Origin of the sequence: Methylobacterium sp. Leaf465, from assembly GCF_001424705.1 — a bacterium.
Classification (GTDB): Bacteria; Pseudomonadota; Alphaproteobacteria; order Rhizobiales; family Beijerinckiaceae; genus Methylobacterium.
Genome location: NZ_LMRA01000001.1, coordinates 56180 through 73292, shown reverse-complemented (window position 1 = coordinate 73292; position 17113 = coordinate 56180). Strand labels below are relative to the sequence as shown.

The 17113-nt window shown below is 70.5% G+C and carries 13 protein-coding genes and 1 pseudogene; 10 read left to right on the top strand and 4 right to left on the bottom strand.

The genetic code is table 11. The features are described from left to right. Positions 1–9: 9 nt before the first annotated feature. Together ASG51_RS00265 and ASG51_RS00260 are read right to left on the bottom strand one after the other, a co-directional pair. A complete protein-coding gene (locus tag ASG51_RS00265) occupies positions 10–1962 on the bottom strand; it encodes an EAL domain-containing protein (protein ID WP_156389510.1) in 1953 nt (650 codons plus the stop codon). 441 nt (positions 1963–2403) lie between these two features. After that, entirely contained in the window at positions 2404–3993 is a 1590-nt protein-coding gene (locus ASG51_RS00260) for a catalase (RefSeq protein ID WP_056378356.1), read from the bottom strand. Positions 3994–4143: 150 nt separating this feature from the next. On the opposite strand from ASG51_RS00260, the gene ASG51_RS00255 reads away from it, so the two are divergent. The 8 genes and pseudogenes from ASG51_RS00255 (at position 4144) to ASG51_RS00220 (ending at position 13980) form a co-directional block, all read left to right on the top strand. Beyond that, positions 4144–5118 carry a LysR substrate-binding domain-containing protein gene (locus ASG51_RS00255; RefSeq protein ID WP_056272934.1) on the top strand — a complete coding sequence of 325 codons (975 nt, stop codon included), beginning with the start codon at positions 4144–4146 and terminating at the stop codon, positions 5116–5118. Positions 5119–5166: 48 nt separating this feature from the next. After that, positions 5167–6216 carry an AbrB family transcriptional regulator gene (locus ASG51_RS00250; protein WP_056272936.1) on the top strand — a complete coding sequence of 350 codons (1050 nt, stop codon included), beginning with the start codon at positions 5167–5169 and terminating at the stop codon, positions 6214–6216. A 14-nt stretch (positions 6217–6230) separates the two neighbouring features. Beyond that, complete coding sequence (locus ASG51_RS00245) at positions 6231–6587, top strand: diacylglycerol kinase (protein ID WP_056378896.1); 357 nt, start codon at positions 6231–6233, stop codon at positions 6585–6587. A 205-nt stretch (positions 6588–6792) separates the two neighbouring features. Further along, positions 6793–7791, top strand: coding sequence for an asparaginase (locus tag ASG51_RS00240; protein ID WP_056378354.1), 999 nt, complete (start codon positions 6793–6795; stop codon positions 7789–7791). Between the two features lie 38 nt (positions 7792–7829). Continuing rightward, positions 7830–9488 (top strand): annotated as a pseudogene (gene ilvA / locus ASG51_RS00235) (threonine ammonia-lyase, biosynthetic); the annotation flags it as partial. A gap of 220 nt (positions 9489–9708) precedes the next feature. After that, positions 9709–11859: a methyl-accepting chemotaxis protein gene (locus ASG51_RS00230; protein ID WP_056272941.1), complete on the top strand. Its 2151-nt coding sequence runs from the start codon at positions 9709–9711 to the stop codon at positions 11857–11859. Between the two features lie 145 nt (positions 11860–12004). Continuing rightward, positions 12005–12901, top strand: coding sequence for a prolipoprotein diacylglyceryl transferase (lgt, locus tag ASG51_RS00225; RefSeq protein WP_056211418.1), 897 nt, complete (start codon positions 12005–12007; stop codon positions 12899–12901). Beyond that, on the top strand, positions 12898–13980 hold the full coding sequence (locus ASG51_RS00220; protein ID WP_056378351.1) for an SAM-dependent methyltransferase: 1083 nt from the start codon (positions 12898–12900) through the stop codon (positions 13978–13980). The genes lgt and ASG51_RS00220 overlap by 4 nt, the downstream gene beginning before the upstream one ends. Before the next feature lie 115 nt (positions 13981–14095). Here ASG51_RS00220 and ASG51_RS23030 read toward each other — a convergent pair whose 3' ends face one another. Together ASG51_RS23030 and ASG51_RS00215 are read right to left on the bottom strand one after the other, a co-directional pair. After that, positions 14096–14347: a hypothetical protein gene (locus ASG51_RS23030; RefSeq protein ID WP_082487694.1), complete on the bottom strand. Its 252-nt coding sequence runs from the start codon at positions 14345–14347 to the stop codon at positions 14096–14098. A 20-nt stretch (positions 14348–14367) separates the two neighbouring features. Beyond that, a complete protein-coding gene (locus tag ASG51_RS00215) occupies positions 14368–14985 on the bottom strand; it encodes a GNAT family N-acetyltransferase (RefSeq protein ID WP_056378348.1) in 618 nt (205 codons plus the stop codon). Between the two features lie 298 nt (positions 14986–15283). Between ASG51_RS00215 and ASG51_RS00210 the strand changes: the two genes are divergently transcribed. Together ASG51_RS00210 and ffh are read left to right on the top strand one after the other, a co-directional pair. Continuing rightward, a complete protein-coding gene (locus tag ASG51_RS00210) occupies positions 15284–15508 on the top strand; it encodes a hypothetical protein (RefSeq protein ID WP_056210880.1) in 225 nt (74 codons plus the stop codon). Between the two features lie 38 nt (positions 15509–15546). Beyond that, positions 15547–17109 carry a signal recognition particle protein gene (gene ffh / locus ASG51_RS00205; protein WP_056378347.1) on the top strand — a complete coding sequence of 521 codons (1563 nt, stop codon included), beginning with the start codon at positions 15547–15549 and terminating at the stop codon, positions 17107–17109. Positions 17110–17113: the final 4 nt, after the last annotated feature.

The window sequence follows — 17113 nt, the reverse complement described above, 5'->3', positions numbered from 1 at the left end:
TTTCGGCGATCAGGCCTGCGCGACCGCGGGGTGCGCCGCGATCGTCCAACCGCTGGCCGCCCAGCCCTGCCGGGCGATGCGCGTGGTGAGATCGTTCTCGGTGATCCAGGCCAGGGTCTGCGTCGACGGCATGGCCCGGGCGAAGTGGTAGCCCTGTACGGCCGGGCATCCGAGCTGGCGCAGCAGCTGGAACTGCGCGTTCGTCTCCACCCCCTCCGCCAGGACCGTCACCCCGAGGGTGCGGGCGAAGGCCAGGATGGCCTCCAGGAGCACGCGGTCCCGGGGACTGTCGACGATCCCCTGGATAAAGCTCCGGTCGACCTTCAGGCCGTCGAAGCGCAGGTCGCGCAGCGACCCGACCGACGAGTAGGCCACCCCGAAATCGTCCACGATGATGCCCACCCCCATGTCGATCAGGGCGTCGACGTCCTTGCCGCCGCGCTCGTTCGAGTAGACCGCCTCCTCGGTGATCTCGAGGGCGATCCGGGCGGCGGACAGGCCGTGCCCGGTCAGTTCGGCCGCCACCATGTCGGCGATCGGATAGGCCCCGAACTCGTTGGGCGAGACGTTGACCGAGACCACGACGGACTCGTGCCCGTTCGCGTCGAGAACCTGCGCCATGCGGCAGGCCTGCCGCAGGATGGTTCGGGTCAGGGCCTGCGATCGACGGGTGGCGGCGGCGGCGGCGATCGCGTCCGGGGGAGAGATCCAGCCCAGCGCCGGATGCTTCCAGCGCAGGAGCGCCTCGACGCCCATGACGAGCCCGGTTTCGCAGTCGAGCTGCGGCTGGAACCAGGCCTGGACTGCTCCGCTCTCCAGCGCCTCGGGGAGATCCCGCTCGATGACGTGGCGGGCCTTCAGCTGCGCGCCCATGCTCGCGTGGAAGGGGCGCCAGGTGCCGCGTCCCGCCGTCTTGGCGGCATAAAGGGCAAGATCGGCCTGGCACTGCAGGTCGGTAAGGGTGTGGGCGTCACCCGGATACCGGGCGATGCCGACGCTGGCCCCGGCCTGCAGGGTCCGGCCGGATCCCGTGACGAGGACGGCGAGCTGCGCCACGATCTCCCCCGCCAGCCTCGGCCCGTCCTCCTTGCCGGACCGGTTGGAAATCAGGGCTGCGAACTCGTCGCCGCCGAGGCGGGCCACCACGGCATCCTCTCCGAGAATCCGCCTCAGGCGTGCGCCCGCCTCCACCAGGACCTCGTCGCCCACGGCATGCCCGAAGGTGTCGTTGATGACCTTGAAGCGGTCGAGATCGATCAGCAGAACCGAAAATCCCCTCCCATGCGCCGCCCCGTCCCTCAACCACGCCTCGAAGGCTGTCTGGTAGGCGGCCCGGTTGAGCAGGCCGGTCAGGTGATCGTGGGTCGCCGCGTATTCCACCCGGCGCAGGGCCTGTTCCGCCGCGATGTTGGCGGCCTTCAGCGATGCGGCCAGCTCCGTGGCTTCCAGCTTCAGGCGGCTCGACCGCAGGTAATGCATCTCCTGATCGGTCGCGTTGCGGATCATCAGCACCGCGAGGACGATCAGGTTCGCGGCGATGAACGGCGAGCTCGGCGCGTCCTCGACGAGGAACAGGACCGTCAGGATCGTGAGGCTCGGAAGCATGAAGGCGATGGCGGGCGCGCGGGACACCTTGCTCTGGATGACCCCGACGTTCAGGCTCCAGAAGGCCAGGGCGATCGCGACGGACTGGGTCTGTCCGTTCCAGGCGAGGCCGATCAGGGCCACCGCCCAGCACAGGCCCGAGAACAGGGCCCCGATCCACGCAAAGGCCAGGATCCGGCCCGGGTGCCGGGTGGCGTGGTCCCGCTTCAGCCATCGGGCGGCGATCAGAGCGCGGGCGAGATTGAGCAGACCGTTGAGGCCGACGAAGGCGAGGATGAGCCCACGCGGCACGAGGTCCCACATCATTCCGCCGAGGGACACCGAGACCAGAACGTTCGCGATCAGCGTCGCGGGCATGCCCCGCAGAACCGCGCGCGCCCGATCGCGCTCGATGATCGTTTCGACGGAGTTTTTCTGGTTCGCGATCAATGCCGATCTCTAGTCCCGCGCCGCAATAGCCTGAAACTTCCTCATGCCTGGCATTTAGCGACCCGATCTGTAAACATATCGTGCTCAGTTCTGGAAACACCTTCGCTCATCACAATAAGAGCCGCCGAATAGACTGCCCGACAAGCGTCAGTGCTCAGCGTTCCCAGAAGACGAATCCCGAGGTTCGCGACCGTCGCGCGATCTATTCGCCTCGCGTCCCGATGGATGTCGTCGCGTCGACCCCTCCGTTGAGGGCTCCTTCCGATCCGCCCTGGACCTGCCGTGCACCGGGGACCGACCAACGAAAAAGTCCCGCAGGGTCGCTTGACCCTGCGGGACTCGATCAGTCTCCGTTATGGGAAGGGCGGTCTATTCGGCGGCGATGCTGTGGGCCTGGCTGCCGTCGGTATAGGTCTCGGCCTGGAGGCGCTGGCCCGGAGCCGCGCGGCCCGGCAGCGGCGGCAGGGCACGGGCCTTCTCCAGGTCGATGCCCGCACCCTCGGCGACGCGGCGGCCGTAATCCTCATCGGCATGGAGGAAATGCCAGACCATCCGCAGCTGGATCGGCTCCGGGCACTGCTTCATGTCGCCGACGAGGTTGGCGATCAGGTCGTCGCGCTCCCAATCCTGGAACGAGCGGTAGCGCACGCCGGCCTGGGTGTAGTCGTCCTCGGTGCGCGAGGTCTGGTAGCGGCCGAGGTTGCCCTGGACCGGCTGGTGGTAGTCCTTGGCGGGCTTGGGAGCCTCCCGCAGACCCTCGGCCAGGGTCGAAGGCTCGTAGTTGATGTGGCGGTTCGGACCCGTGCCGTCGACGCCGTAGGTCATCTGGCCGTCGCGCTGGTTCGAATAGACCTTCACGCCCGGCTGCGGGGCGTTGATCGGCAGCTGCAGGTAGTTGGCGCCGACGCGGTAGCGCTGCGTGTCCGAGTAGGACAGCGTGCGCCCCTGGAGCATCTTGTCGTCCGAGAAGTCGATGCCGTCCACGAGGACGCCCGTGCCGAAGGCCGATTGCTCGACTTCCGCGAAGAAGTTGTCCGGCACGCGATCCAGCACCATGCGGCCCACCGGCAACAGGGGGAAGTTCTCTACCGGCCAGAGCTTGGTGTCGTCGAGGGGATCGAACGACAGGTGGTCGTTCGGGCCGTCGGGCATGATCTGCACGCAGAACTCCCACTCGGGGAAGTTGCCGGCCTTGATGTTGTCGTAGAGGTCACGGGTGGCGTGGCCGACATCCTTGGCCTGGATCTCGGACGCCTGGGCCGAGGTCAGGTTGCGGATGCCCTGCTTGGGCTCCCAGTGGAACTTGCACAGCACCGCTTCGCCCTGGTCGTTGACCAGCTTGTAGGTGTTGACGCCCGAGCCCTCCATCTCGCGATAGTTGGCGGGGATGCCCCAGGGCGACTTCAGGTGCGTCACCATGTGGATGGCTTCGGGGTGCTGCGCCACGAAGTCGAAGAAGCGCCACGCCTCCTGGCGGTTGGTCACCGGGTCCGGCTTGAACGCGTGGATCATGTCGGGGAACTTGATCGCGTCGCGGATGAAGAAGACCTTGAGGTTGTTGCCCACCAGGTCCCAGTTGCCGTCGACGGTCTTGAACTTCACCGCGAAGCCGCGCGGGTCGCGCTCGGTCTCGGGCGACTCCTTGGCGCCGGCGACGGTGGAGAAGCGCACGAACATCGGGGTCTTCACGCCGGTCTCGTTCAGGACGCGGGCGCGGGTGTACTTGGAGGCGGGCTCGTTGCCGATCTTGCCATACGCCTCGAAGTAGCCGTGGGCGCCGGCGCCGCGGGCGTGGACCACGCGCTCCGGAATCCGCTCCCGGTCGAAATGGGTGATCTTCTCGATGAACTGGTAGTTCTCGAGGGTCGCCGGGCCGCGCTCGCCCACCGTCCGGGTGCTCTGGTTGTCGCGAACCGGGTGGCCTTGGCGGGTGGTGAGAATCGGGCGCTGATCGCTCATGCGGTGCTCTCTCGTTCGGAACAGATCGACGCGGCGGTGGCCGCATCCAGACCTTGGCTGAAAACCTGGAATGGTTCTGAGACAGCGTTATGGCCCGCCGCGAGCGATTTGGCTAATGCATCGTGGCGAACGCGATGATAGTCACAGCCTATGAATATGTCCGGCCTGTCCCTGCGGGATCTCGAATACGTCGTCGCCGTGGCGGAGGAGATGCATTTCGGCCGGGCTGCCGAGCGCTGCAACGTCAGCCAGCCGACCCTCAGCGTCCAGGTCCGCAAGCTGGAGGACCTCCTCGGCCTCGCCCTGTTCGAGCGCGGCAACCGCCGGGTGATGCTGACACCGGCCGGGCAGACCATCGTGCGGCAGGCCCGTATCGTCATGGCGGAGGCCCAGCGCCTCCTCGTGCTGGCGAGCGAGGGGCGCGGCGCGCCGCTCACCGGCCGCCTCGTCCTGGCGGCGATCCAGACCCTCGGGCCCTACCTGTTTCCCCTGATCCTGCGGACCCTGCGCCAGGACTTCCCGCTCCTCGCCCTCGCCCTGAGCGAGGCGCGCACGGCCGAGATCCTCGAAGGGCTGCACAACGGGCGCATCGACGCCGCCCTGATCTCCCTGCCGGTGCCGGCATCCGGGCTCACGGTGTCGCCCCTCTTCGTCGAACCGTTCCAGCTCGCCTGCCCGGCCGAGCATCCCCTCGCCCGCGGCGGCGCCCTGCGCGCCACCGACATCGCCGGCCCCGACCTGCTCCTCCTCGACGAGGGCAACTGCCTGCGCGACCAGACCGTGGCGGCCTGCGGGGCCGGCTCGGCCGCCGGGCGCCACGCCACCAGCCTGGAGACCCTGCGCTCGATGGTGGCGGCGGGGGCGGGCTACACCCTGCTCCCGGCCCTGGCGGTGCCCTCCGGTCCCGATCCCAGCGGCCTCACGGTGACGCGCAGCTTCGACGTGGACGGGCCGGGGCGCACCGTCGCCCTGGCCTGGCGCACCAGCGATCCGCGGGCCGACGGGCTCGCGCACCTGGCGGCGTTCTTCCGGGCCCACGCGCCGGCGGGCACCACGGCCTGCCGGGACGACGGCATGCCCCGTCCGCGCGCCGGGCGCCGTGACAGCGTGAGCGATCCGGTGTAGCGCCCGGCGCGACGGGCGTTCCCTGCCCGGCCCATTCCCGGCATCACCGTGCTCTCACTGCGCTTCATCGGCCGTTGGGCGGCCCTCCTCGGCGCCTCCGGCCTGCTGGCCTACGGCCTCGACCGCGCGCATTTCCCGGCGGCCCTCCTGCTCGGGCCGATGGTGGCGGCGATCGCCTTCGGGGTCGGGGGCGCGAACCTGTCGGTGCCGAAATCCGGCTTCCAGGCCGCCCAGGCGATGATCGGCTGCCTCGTCGCCCACACGGTGACGGCCGAGATCGTCGGCACCGTGGTGGATGACGGCTTCCTCATCCTCGCGGTGGTGCTCGTCACCGTCCTGGTCGGCGGGGCGGTCGGCTGGGCCCTGACCCGCCTGCGCATCCTGCCGGGGTCGACCGCCGCCTGGGGCTCGTCGCCCGGCGGCGCCGCCGCCATGGTGGCGATGTCGGAGGAATACGGCGCCGATCCGCGCCTCGTCGCCTTCATGCAGTACGTGCGCGTGGTCGCCGTGGTGCTCTCGGCCTCCGTCATGGCGCGCCTGCTCACCAACGTCTCCGACGTGGTCCCGGCCTCCGATCCCGTCACGGTGGCCCCGCTCGCCCTCCTGGCGACCCTGGCGGTCGCCGCCTGCGGCGCCGGCCTCGCCAAGCTCCTGCACCTTCCGGCCTTCGCCTTGACCGGGCCGATGCTGCTCGGCGCCGCCCTGCACGCCTGCGGCCTGGTCTCCATGGCCCTGCCGATGCCGATCCTCGACCTCGCCTACGCCACCATCGGCTGGTATGTCGGCCTGCGCTTCCGGCGCGAGACCCTGCGCGAGACGCTCAGCGCCATGCCGGGCATCGTCGTGGCCACCCTCGGCGTGATCGCCCTGTGCGGCGGCTGGGCCTACGGCCTGACCTTTCTGCTGCCCGTCGACTTCCTCACCGCCTACCTCGCCACCAGCCCGGGCGGTCTCGATTCGGTGGCCATCATCGCGGTCGGCTCGAAGGTCGACGTCTCCTTCGTGCTGGCGGTGCAGACCCTCCGGCTGTTCGTGGTGCTGGTGACGGGGCCGATCGTGGCGAAGTGGATCGCCCGCGGCGCTCCGGCGGCGCCCTGAGACAGCGCCCGGACATGCACGCCCTCTACCTCGCCTTCCTGAATTCCTGGCACGGCCTCGTGCACGGCGCCCGGACCGAGCGGGCGGTGCGCCTGGAACTCGCGCTCCTCGCCCTCGGGGTTCCCCTGGCCCTCCTCCTCGGGTCGGGCCTCTGGGTCCGGGTCGCCCTGGTGGCGAGCCTGCTCCTGATGCTCGCCGCCGAGTTCCTGAACACCGCGGTGGAGAAGCTCTGCGACCACCTCCACCCGGCCCGGCACCCGAAGATCGGCATCGTCAAGGATCTCGCCTCGGCCGGGACCTTCTCCGCCCAGGGGATCGCGGCCCTGGTCTGGATCGCGGCCCTGATCGAGCGACTGTCGGGTCAGCCCTGAAGCCCGGGGAATTTCTCCGAGAAGATCCGCCGGTTTCGTAAAGCCGCGGGGGCCGGTCCGATCTGGACAGGACCGGCACGGTCCTTCAACGCTGACCGCTCGGTCGATCCCTGATGGAACGACCGGAGTCAACTGAGGTGCGTTCATGGCCGTTGTTACAATCCTGAGACGAACACTGTTCGGCCTCAGCGGTCTACTTCTTCTCATGCCTCCAGCGAGCGCGGCGGACCTGCCGAAGATTGCGGTCATCGCCACCGGCGGCACGATCGCGATGAAGCTCGACCCCACCACCCACGCGCCGGTGCCGGCGCTCTCCGGCGAGGACCTCGTCGCGGCGGTCCCGAAGCTCAAGGACATCGCCGCGATCGCCGTGACGGAGTTCAGCAACGTCCCCAGCGACTACATGGGACCGGACCGCTGGCCCGGCCTGGCCCGCAAGGTCGACGAGATCCTGGCCGATCCCACGATCCGCGGCGCCATCGTCCTGCACGGCACCGACACGCTCGACCAGACCGCCTACTTCCTCGACCTCACCGTGAAGAGCGACAAGCCGATCGTGCTGGTGGGCGCCCAGCGCAACGCCTCCGACTGGGATTCGGACGGGTCGCGCAACCTGCTCAACGCCGCCCGGCAGATCCTCGCCGACGGTTCGACCGGCATGGGCGTGACCGTGACGCTCAACCACCACATCAACGCCGCCCGCGAGGTGCGCAAGACCCACACGAGCAACGTCGAGACCTTCAATTCCGGCGATGCGGGCTTCCTCGGCTACGTCGACGAGGATCGAGTCGTGTTCAGCCGCAAGTCCCTACGCCGGCAGACCCTGCCCCTGCCCGACCGCATGCCGCGGGTCGATCTGGTGGCAATGTATGCGGGGGCCGACGGCAGCCAGGTGCGTCATGCGGCCGAGACCGGCGCCGAGGCCATCGTGGTCGAGGCCTATGGCTGGGGCAACATGAACGCCGAGATGCACAACGCGATCGCGGAGGTCATCGCCAAGGGCGTGCCGGTCGTCGTGGCCACCAAGGTCTATGACGGCCGCGCCCTGCCGGTGTACGGCTTCAAGGGCGGCGGCAACACGCTGCTGAAGGCCGGCGCCGTCTTCGCCGACGACCTGACGCCGGACAAGGCGCGCATCCTCACCCTGATCGCGCTGCCGAAGACCAAGGACCGCGCGGCCCTGCAGGCCCTGTTCGACCGGTAGCCCCTGCCGCCCCGCGACGGCGGCCACGCCGCCGTTGCGGGGCGGGAACCGGGCCGGCGCCCCGCGACAGCGCCTCGCTCGCTTCTGGCGCGCCGAGCGCCTATGTGCGGGCACACGTCCCATCGCACCGCAGCACCGCCGGAGCCCGTGTCTCCTTGACCGACTACATCCGCAAGATCCTCACCGCCCGCGTCTACGACGTCGCCATCGAGAGCCCGCTGGACCCGATGCCGCGCATGTCGGCGCGTCTGGCCCGTCCGGTGCTCCTGAAGCGCGAGGACCTGCAGCCGGTCTTCTCGTTCAAGCTGCGGGGCGCCTACAACAAGATGTCGGGCCTGGCCCCCGAGCTGCTGGCCAAGGGCGTCGTCTGCGCCTCGGCCGGCAACCATGCGCAGGGCGTGGCCCTGGCGGCCGCCCGCCTGAATGTCCGCGCCGTGATCGTGATGCCGCGCACCACCCCGGCGATCAAGGTCGACGCCTGCCGGGCGCGCGGGGCCGAGGTCATCCTGTTCGGCGATGCCTTCGACGAGGCCCTGGGCCATGCCCGGGAGCTGGAGGCGCGCGACGGCCTGACCTTCCTGCATCCCTTCGACGATCCCGACGTGATCGCCGGCCAGGGCACCATCGGGATGGAGATCCTGACCCAGCATTCCGGGCCGATCGAGGCGATCTTCGTGCCCGTCGGGGGCGGCGGCCTCGCGGCAGGCGTCGCCACCTTCGTGAAATACCTGCGGCCCGAGACCAAGGTCATCGGCGTCGAGCCGGACGATGCCGCCTGCATGGCCGCGGCGCTGGCCGCCGGGAAACGCGTGGTGCTGCCCACGGTCGGCCTGTTCGCGGACGGCGTCGCCGTGCGCGAGGCCGGCGCCGAAACCTTCCGGCTCTGCCGCGAGTACCTCGACGAGGTCATCACCGTCGACACCGACGCCATGTGCGCGGCGGTGAAGGACATCTTCGACGACACCCGCGCCATCTCGGAGCCCTCCGGCGCCCTGGCCTTGGCCGGCGCCAAGGCCTACGCCGCCCGGCAGGAGGGCGGCACCGGCACCCTGGTGGCGATCTCCAGCGGGGCGAACCTCAACTTCGACCGCCTGCGCCACATCGCCGAGCGCGCCGAGCTCGGCGAGCAGCGCGAGGTCCTGCTCGGCGTCACCATCCCCGAGCGGCCCGGCGCCTATCGCGCCTTCATCCAGACCCTCGGCCCCCGGGCGATCACCGAATTCAACTACCGCTACGCCGCCGGCGCCGACGCGCAGATCTTCGTGGGCATCAACCTCGCCGGCGGCCTGCGGGAGAAGCATGCCCTCATCGATTCGCTGAAGGCCGCCGGCTACCGCACCGTCGACATGAGCGACAACGAGATGGCCAAGGTCCACATCCGCTACATGGTGGGCGGACGCGCCACGGGCCTCGCCGACGAGCGGCTCTACCGCTTCCAGTTTCCCGAGCGGCCGGGGGCGCTGATGAAGTTCCTCGACGCCCTGGGCGACGGCTTCGCCATCACGCTGTTCCACTACCGCAACCATGGCGCCGATTACGGCCGGGTCCTCGCCGGCATCGACGTACCGCCGGCCGAGCGCGCCCGCTTCGATGCGGCGATCGAGGCCCTGCACTACCCGTGCGTCGACGAGACCGACAACCCGGCCTACCGGATGTTCCTGGACGACGGCCAGGGCATGGCCGGCGCTGCGGCCTGAAGCAGGCCGGCGGCATCGCCGGATCAGGGGCAGTGGTGAACGAGGTGTCGATCGCCCGCACGTCCCTTCGTCCGCGCAGCCACAAGACTTGACAAGCGCCGGGCGGTTGTCGCGCACGGACTGGAATTCTGGATACGCTGCCAGATTGTCCCGAACGAAAGTTTTAATTCAACATTTCTCCGTAGCAACGACGTCCGCACTTCCTCTTCGGGCGTATCCCATGGCACGTTTGACCAGCCTCAACTTTCGTCTGCCCGCGATCACCGTCGGTCTGGCCCTCGTCAGCGCCACGGTGATGGGCGGGCTGAGCTGGTACAGCGCCCGCTCCGGCCTGGTCGACGCGGCCCGGGAGCGCCTCCAGTTCGCCGCCTCGGCCCGGAAGGCGGGGATCGAGCTGATCGCCGAACGGATCGGCGGAGACCTCGTCACGGTGGCGGGCAATCCGCAGGTCGGCGGCAACTTCGGTGATCTGGCCGAAGCTCTCGACCCCGCCAAGCCCGACTTCGCCGGGCTCGTCCGGACTTATACGGGTGGCGCGAACCTCGAGGCGCGCCTCGGGGCGGAGGCTTCGGGCACGATGTACGGGCGCCGCCACGCCAAGGTGCAGGAGGTCGCCCGCAAGCTCCTCGAGCGCCCGGGCTACGCCGATCTCGTCTTCGTGTCGGAGGACGGGCGCGTCGTCTACACCACCACCAAGGGCGCCGATTTCGGCCAGGCCCTATCCGAGCCCGCGCTGGCATCGACCGGCCTCGCCCGCCTGGTGGCGCGCCTGAAGAGCGCCGATTCTGACGCGACGCTGTACGAGGACTACGCCGCCTATCCGGCGGAGGCCGTCCCGTCGGCCTTCATCGGCCGGGCCATCGCCCGCCGCGCCAACGTCGCCATGGGCACCGGCCAGGAGGCCGCGCGCATCGGCTTCGTCCTCCTGCGCCTGACCCCCGCCCTGTTCGATCGCACCCTCGCGGACCGCGCCGGCCTCGGCGAGACCGGCCAGATCCTGGCGGTGGGCGCAGACGGTGCCCTGCGGTCCAACCCGCCCCTGTCCCCAGCCGTCACGGCCGGCAAGCCCGCGACCGACCTCGGCCTCGACAAAGCGGAGCTCGCCAGCGAGCACCCCTTCACCTACGCCAACGGGAGCGACCGTCGGATGGTGGCGACCGCCAAGGTCTCGGTGCTCGGCGCCCCCTGGACGATCCTGGCCGAGCAGGCCGAGGACGAGACCCTCACGGCGGTGGGCACCCTCACCCGGGCCCTGGCGGTCACGGCCCTCGCCGTCCTCGCCGCCACGGCGATCCTCGGCCTCCTCTTCGCCCGCACCATCGTGGGTCCCCTCGGCGCGCTGACCCGGGCCCTGCAGGCGCTCGCCCGGCGCGAATCCCTGGCCGAGGTGCCGGGCAGCCGGCGTGCCGACGAGATCGGCGACATCGCCCGAGCCGTCGTCACCATCCGCGACATCTCCCTGGAGGAGGCCGCGCAGCAGCTGAAGACCACCGAGGCGGCGCGCCTGCGGGAGGAGACCGAGCGGCGGACCCTGCTCCGCGACCTCGCGGACCGCTTCGAGCGCTCCGTGGGCGGCATCGTCGGCACGGTTTCGCAGGCCTCCGGCGACCTGCAGGGCGCCGCCACCGGCATGACCGAGGCGGTGGCCGGCACGGCCCGGCGCTCGACTTCCGTGGCGGCCACCGCGCAGGAGACCGCGGGCAACGTCAACGCCGTGGCGGTGGCGGCCGAGGAGCTCGGCGCCACGGTCGGCGAGATCGGCCGCCAGGTCGAACAGGCCGCGACCATGTCGGCCCAGGCCGTGGACGAGGCCGGCCGCACCGCCGCCACCATGCAGACCCTGTCCGAGGCCGCGACCCGGATCGGCGACGTGGTCGGCCTCGTCTCGCAGATCGCCAGCCAGACCAACCTGCTGGCCCTGAACGCCACCATCGAGGCGGCGCGGGCCGGCGAGGCAGGCCGCGGCTTCGCCGTCGTCGCCGCGGAGGTGAAGAACCTCGCCGAGCAGACCAGCCGCGCCACCACGGAGATCGCCGAGCAGGTCGATGCCATCCGCTCGGCCACCACCGGCGCCACCGGGGCGATCCGCAGCATCGTCACGCGAATCGAGGGCATGAGCTTCGTCACCAGCAGCATCGCCGCCGCGGTGGAGGAGCAGGGGGTGACGACCCAGGAGATCGTGCGCAACATGGGCCAGGCCTCCTCGGGCACCGGTGCCATGAGCCAGGACATCGAGGCGGTGGCCCGCTCGGCCGCCGAGGCGGGCGCGACGGCGGACCAGGTGCAGCGGGCCTCCGCGGACCTCTCGCGGCAGTCCGAGCAGCTGCGCACGGAAGTGGCGAGCTTCCTCGCCACCGTCCGGGCCGCCTGATCGCGGCGGCCGGCCGCGGACCGCCGGGAGGTGATCGGGGAGGCTTGGTTACAGGGCGGGCGGCGGGGCCGGCCATGTCCGCGGCGGGGTTGACCCCCGGGCGGGCTCGGGCCCAATGCCCCGGCTCAACCGGGACACCGCCTCGATGCCGCCGCTCTTCGCCCTGCCCTTCCCCGCCATCGATCCGGTGGCGGTGGCGATCGGGCCGATCACCATCAAGTGGTACGCCCTCGCCTACATCGTCGGCCTGCTGGGCGGCTGGTACTATGCCCGCCGGCTGGTGGCGGCGGACCGCTACTGGGGCGTGGTGCGGCGCCCGAGCCTGAACGACATCGACGACCTCATCGTCTGGGTGGCGCTGGGCGTCGTGCTGGGCGGCCGCATCGGCTACGTGCTGTTCTACAACCTGCCGCTCTACATCGCCGACCCCATCGAGATCCTGGCCATCCGCAACGGCGGCATGTCGTTCCACGGCGGCTTCCTCGGCGCCGTGCTGGCCATGGTGCTGTTCGCCCGCTCCCGGAAGCTTCAGGCCCTCACCCTCCTCGACCTCGCCGCCGTCGTGGTGCCGATCGGGCTGTTCTTCGGGCGGATCGCCAACTTCGTGAACGGCGAACTCTGGGGCCGCATCGCCCCGGACTTTCCCTACGCCATCGTGTTTCCCACCGGCGGCCCCCTGCCCCGGCACCCGAGCCAGCTCTACGAGGCGGCCACCGAGGGCGCTCTCCTGTTCGTGGTGATGATGATCGCGGTGCGGGCCCGCGGCTTCCGCAGGCCCGGCCTCATGGGCGGCATCTTCGTCCTCGGCTACGCCGTCGCGCGCACGTTCTGCGAGTTCTTCCGCGAGCCCGACCGCCAGCTCGGCTACCTGTTCGGCACCGAGACCTGGTCCACCGGCGGCATCACCATGGGCATGGTGCTCTGCGTGCCGATGGCGCTCGTCGGCCTCGCCGCCATCGTCCTGGCCCTGCGCGGCACCACCCGCCCGCGCGTGGCGATCGAGGACGGGGCGGCGTCGCCCGCGAAGGTCGATCCGGCGTGACGAGCCCGCTCTTCGCCGCGATCCGCGACGAGATCCTGGCCTCGGGTCCGATCGGACTCGACCGCTACATGACCCTCTGCCTCGGCCATCCGGTGCATGGCTACTACCGCACCCGCGACCCCCTCGGGGCGCGGGGCGATTTCGTCACCGCCCCCGAGATCAGCCAGATGTTCGGCGAGCTGATCGGGATCTGGATCGCGGCGACCTGGGAGGCGATGGGCGCTCCCCCCGACCTCGCCCTGGTGGAGCTCGGCCCCGGTCGCGGCACCCTGATGCAGGACGCCCTGCGGGCGCTGTCCCGCGCCGCGCCGGCCCTGCGCCCGGCCCTGCACCTCGTGGAGACGAGCCCGGTGCTCCGGGGCGAGCAGGAATCCCGCCTGTCGGGGGCGGCCCCGACCTGGCACGAATCCGTCGACACCCTGCCGCACGGCCCGACCATCGTGATCGCCAACGAGTTCTTCGACGCCCTCCCCGTCCGCCAGTTCCAGCGGGCCGAGCGCGGCTGGTTCGAGCGCCTCGTCGGCCTCTTGCCGGACGGCAGCGCCCTCGCCTTCGGCCTGGCGGCGGAGCCCGACACGCGCATCGCCGCGAGCGGCCCCACCGGCGTCTTGATGACCCTGCCGAGCACCGCCCTGGACGCCGTGCGCGGCCTCGCCCGCCGCGTGGTCGCCCACCGGGGCGCCGTCCTCCTCGTGGATTACGGCCACGTCCGGCCGGGCTTCGGCGATTCGCTCCAGGCCGTGCGCGGCCACGCCTTCGTTCCGCCGCTGGCCGCCCCCGGCGAGGCCGACCTCACCACCCACGTGGATTTCAGCGCCCTCGGCCGGGCCGCCACCGGCGAAGGGGCGATCCTGCACGGCCCCGTGGACCAGCGCGACTTTCTTCTGGCGCTGGGCCTGCGCGAGCGCGCCGAGGGGCTGGGCCGGACCGCGAGCGAGCCGCAGCGCGAGGCCATCACGGCGGCGGCGACCCGCCTGACCGACCCGTCCCGGCGCGGCATGGGCAGCCTGTTCAAGGCGATGGCGTTCTCGGACGCGACGCTCGCGGCGCTGCCGGGGCTTCCGCCGGCGGGGCGCTGATCGGACAGGTCGGCGGGCGCGATTCAATGCGCCCGGCGGGCGAACCACAGGGTTCCGAGACCGAGCGCCAGGGCGCCGAGTGGGAACAGCAGCAGGGTCAGGGTATGGGCGTCCATTACCGGAGTTCCCGCAGAAAACCTCTTGCCGCCCAATGTAGGGCTCCGCTGACGCAGATGCAAAGCAGCGACAGCACGGGCGTCAGCCAGGGCCTGTCCGGTGCCGCCGCCCCTGCGCCGCGCTGGGAAAAGAGTGGTGCCAAACCACCGACCGCGAGAACGGCGATGGCCACGCCATTCACGTAGGTGGCCGTCAGCTTCGCGCGTTCATTTGCGATCAATTGCGTCCTGGAATCGTGCGGCTCGCCCATGGCGTCTCAGCAAGGTTGGTTCAGGTTGGCGTCGCGATACGCGGGTTGGCGACATGCGTCGTGAGGGAGTGATCCGCCGACACCGAGCTCGTGGCTTTTGCCAGCCTGGACAGATCGCGCCAGCCATACGCCACCTCTACCAGGGCCACGTCGCCGCTCGGGTCGATCGCTTCCCCCACAATCTCCCCACCCAGCCGCTCGTAGAACGCGCGCGCGCCGACGTTCTCGCGCAGCACCCAGACGCTCGCGGTGGACAAGCCGCGGTCCATCAGGGCCGCCCCCATCCGCCGCATCAGGCGACGGCCCAATCCCCGGCGCTGATGAGCCTGACGTAGATAGAGCGCGCTGATCTCGCCATCAAATCCGGCCGTCCGCAGCGTAGCGTCCCGCTGGCTGCCACAGGACGCGAGGCCGACGAGACCGCCGCCCTCATCGGCTACAAGGACGGCGACCACCCCCCGCGCCGCAGGAGCGTCGAGGATCGTTTGCCATCGTGCGACCCGCGCCGCGACGGAGAGGTCCGCCAGCAGGGTCTCGGGCAACAGCCCGGCATAGGATTCGTGCCAGGATGCGACATGCAGATGCCCCATGGCCGACGCGTCGTCCGGGGCGGCGTCACGGATCTGAACGGAACGCACGAGGCCTCCTGGCGAATCGACGCTTCGCCGCATTTTCGCACGCGACTGAAAGGAAGCGATCCCTTCCTTCGATCCGACAGAGGTCAACGAAGGAATGGCGCGGCACCCGCAAAACTTGACTCAGGCCCGCCGTCGGACTAACCGCCTCCCTATTCATTCGACGGTCTGATCGTCACCACGAACGCCGACCGGCCCTGCGAGGCCGGAGGTCAACGCCCGACAGCGCGATGCGCCCTCGGGCGGGTTTCGCGTTGGGGACAGGGCGTCGGCCCCGGCCACACCGTCGTCGCGAGTCCCGATGCCCAACGCTGCCGCGAACACGACCCTGCGCATCGAGGATGCGGTGAACGACACCTGCCCGTGGTCGGGCAAGCCGATCGCGGCCGATTCGCTCACCCTCTACAACGGCGCGGTGGTGGGCTTCTGCGACCCGGGCTGCCGGGACAAGTTCGCCCAGGCGATCCGCGGCTTCGAGGACGCGCTCCAGGCGCGCCGGGCCGAGAGCGCGGGCGTCAACCAGTGACCGGTCCGACGACGATGCCGGTCCAGGGAGCCTGACGCATGTTCGAAGGCCTGTCCGATCGCCTCTCCGGAATCCTCTCTGGCCTCACGCGCCGCGGCGCCCTCACCGAGGCCGACGTCACCGCCGCCCTGCGCGAGGTCCGGCGCGCCCTGCTGGAGGCCGACGTCGCCCTCGAGGTGGTGCGTAGCTTCACCGAGAAGGTGCGCGAGAAGGCCGTCGGCGCCGTCGTCCTCAAGTCGGTCACCCCCGGCCAGATGGTCGTCAAGATCGTCAACGACGAACTCGTGGCGATGCTGGGCTCGGAAGCCGGCATCATCGATCTCAACGCCCCGGCCCCCGTCGCCATCCTGATGGTCGGCCTGCAGGGCTCGGGCAAGACCACCACCACCGCCAAGATCGCCCGCCGGCTGGTCGCCCGCGACAAGCGCCGGGTGCTGCTGGCCTCCCTCGACACCCGCCGCCCGGCCGCCATGGAGCAGCTCGCGATCCTGGCCAAGCAGGTCGAGGTCGAGAGCCTGCCGATCGTCGCCGGCCAGTCGGCGGTTCAGATCGCCCGGCGCGCCATGGACGCGGCCCGCCTCGGCGGCTTCGACGTGGTCATGCTCGACACCGCCGGCCGCATCACCCTCGACGAGGCGCTGATGGCGGAGGCGGCCGAGGTCAAGGCCGCCACCAACCCGCACGAGGTGCTCCTCGTCGCCGACGCCCTCACCGGCCAGGACGCGGTCAACACCGCCCGCGCCTTCGACGAGCGTCTCGGCGTCACCGGCATCGTCCTGACCCGCATGGACGGCGATTCCCGCGGCGGCGCGGCCCTGTCGATGCGTGCCGTCACCGGCAAGCCGATCAAGCTCGTCGGCACCGGCGAGAAGGTCGACGCCCTGGAGGAGTTCCACCCCTCCCGCGTCGCCAACCGCATCCTCGGCATGGGCGACATCGTCTCCCTCGTCGAAAAAGCGGCCGAGACCATCGACCACGAGCAGGCGCTCCGCACGGCGGAGAAGATGCGCAAGGGCAAGTTCGACCTCGACGACCTGTCGATGCAGCTCGCCCAGATGGAGAAGATGGGCGGCATTGGCGGCCTGATGGGCATGCTTCCCGGCATGGGCCAGATGAAGAAGCAGGTCGAGAACGCCAACCTCGACGAGAAGATGTTCAAGCGCCAGCGGGCCATCATCTCGTCGATGACCGCCCAGGAGCGGAAGAATCCCGACATCCTCAAGAATTCCCGCAAGAAGCGCATCGCGGCGGGCTCGGGGACGAAGGTGGAGGAGCTCAACAAGCTCCTCAAGATGCACCGGACCATGGCCGACATGATGAAGGCGATGGGCTCGGGCAAGCGCGGCATCGGCCAGGCCCTCGGCTCGATGTTCGGCATGGGGGGTGGTGGAATGCCGGGCGGCATGCCCGGCCTGCCCCCCGGCATGCCGGAGCCGACGCCGGAAATGATCGCCGACATGCAGAAGCAGCTCGGCGGCAAGCTCCCCCCGATGCCTCCGGGCCTCGGGGGCAAGATGCCGGGCCTGCCCGGGCTCGGGGGTCCCAAGGGCCCCGGCGGCCTGCCGGGTCTCGGCGGATTCCCCTTCGGGAAGAAGAAGTAGCGAC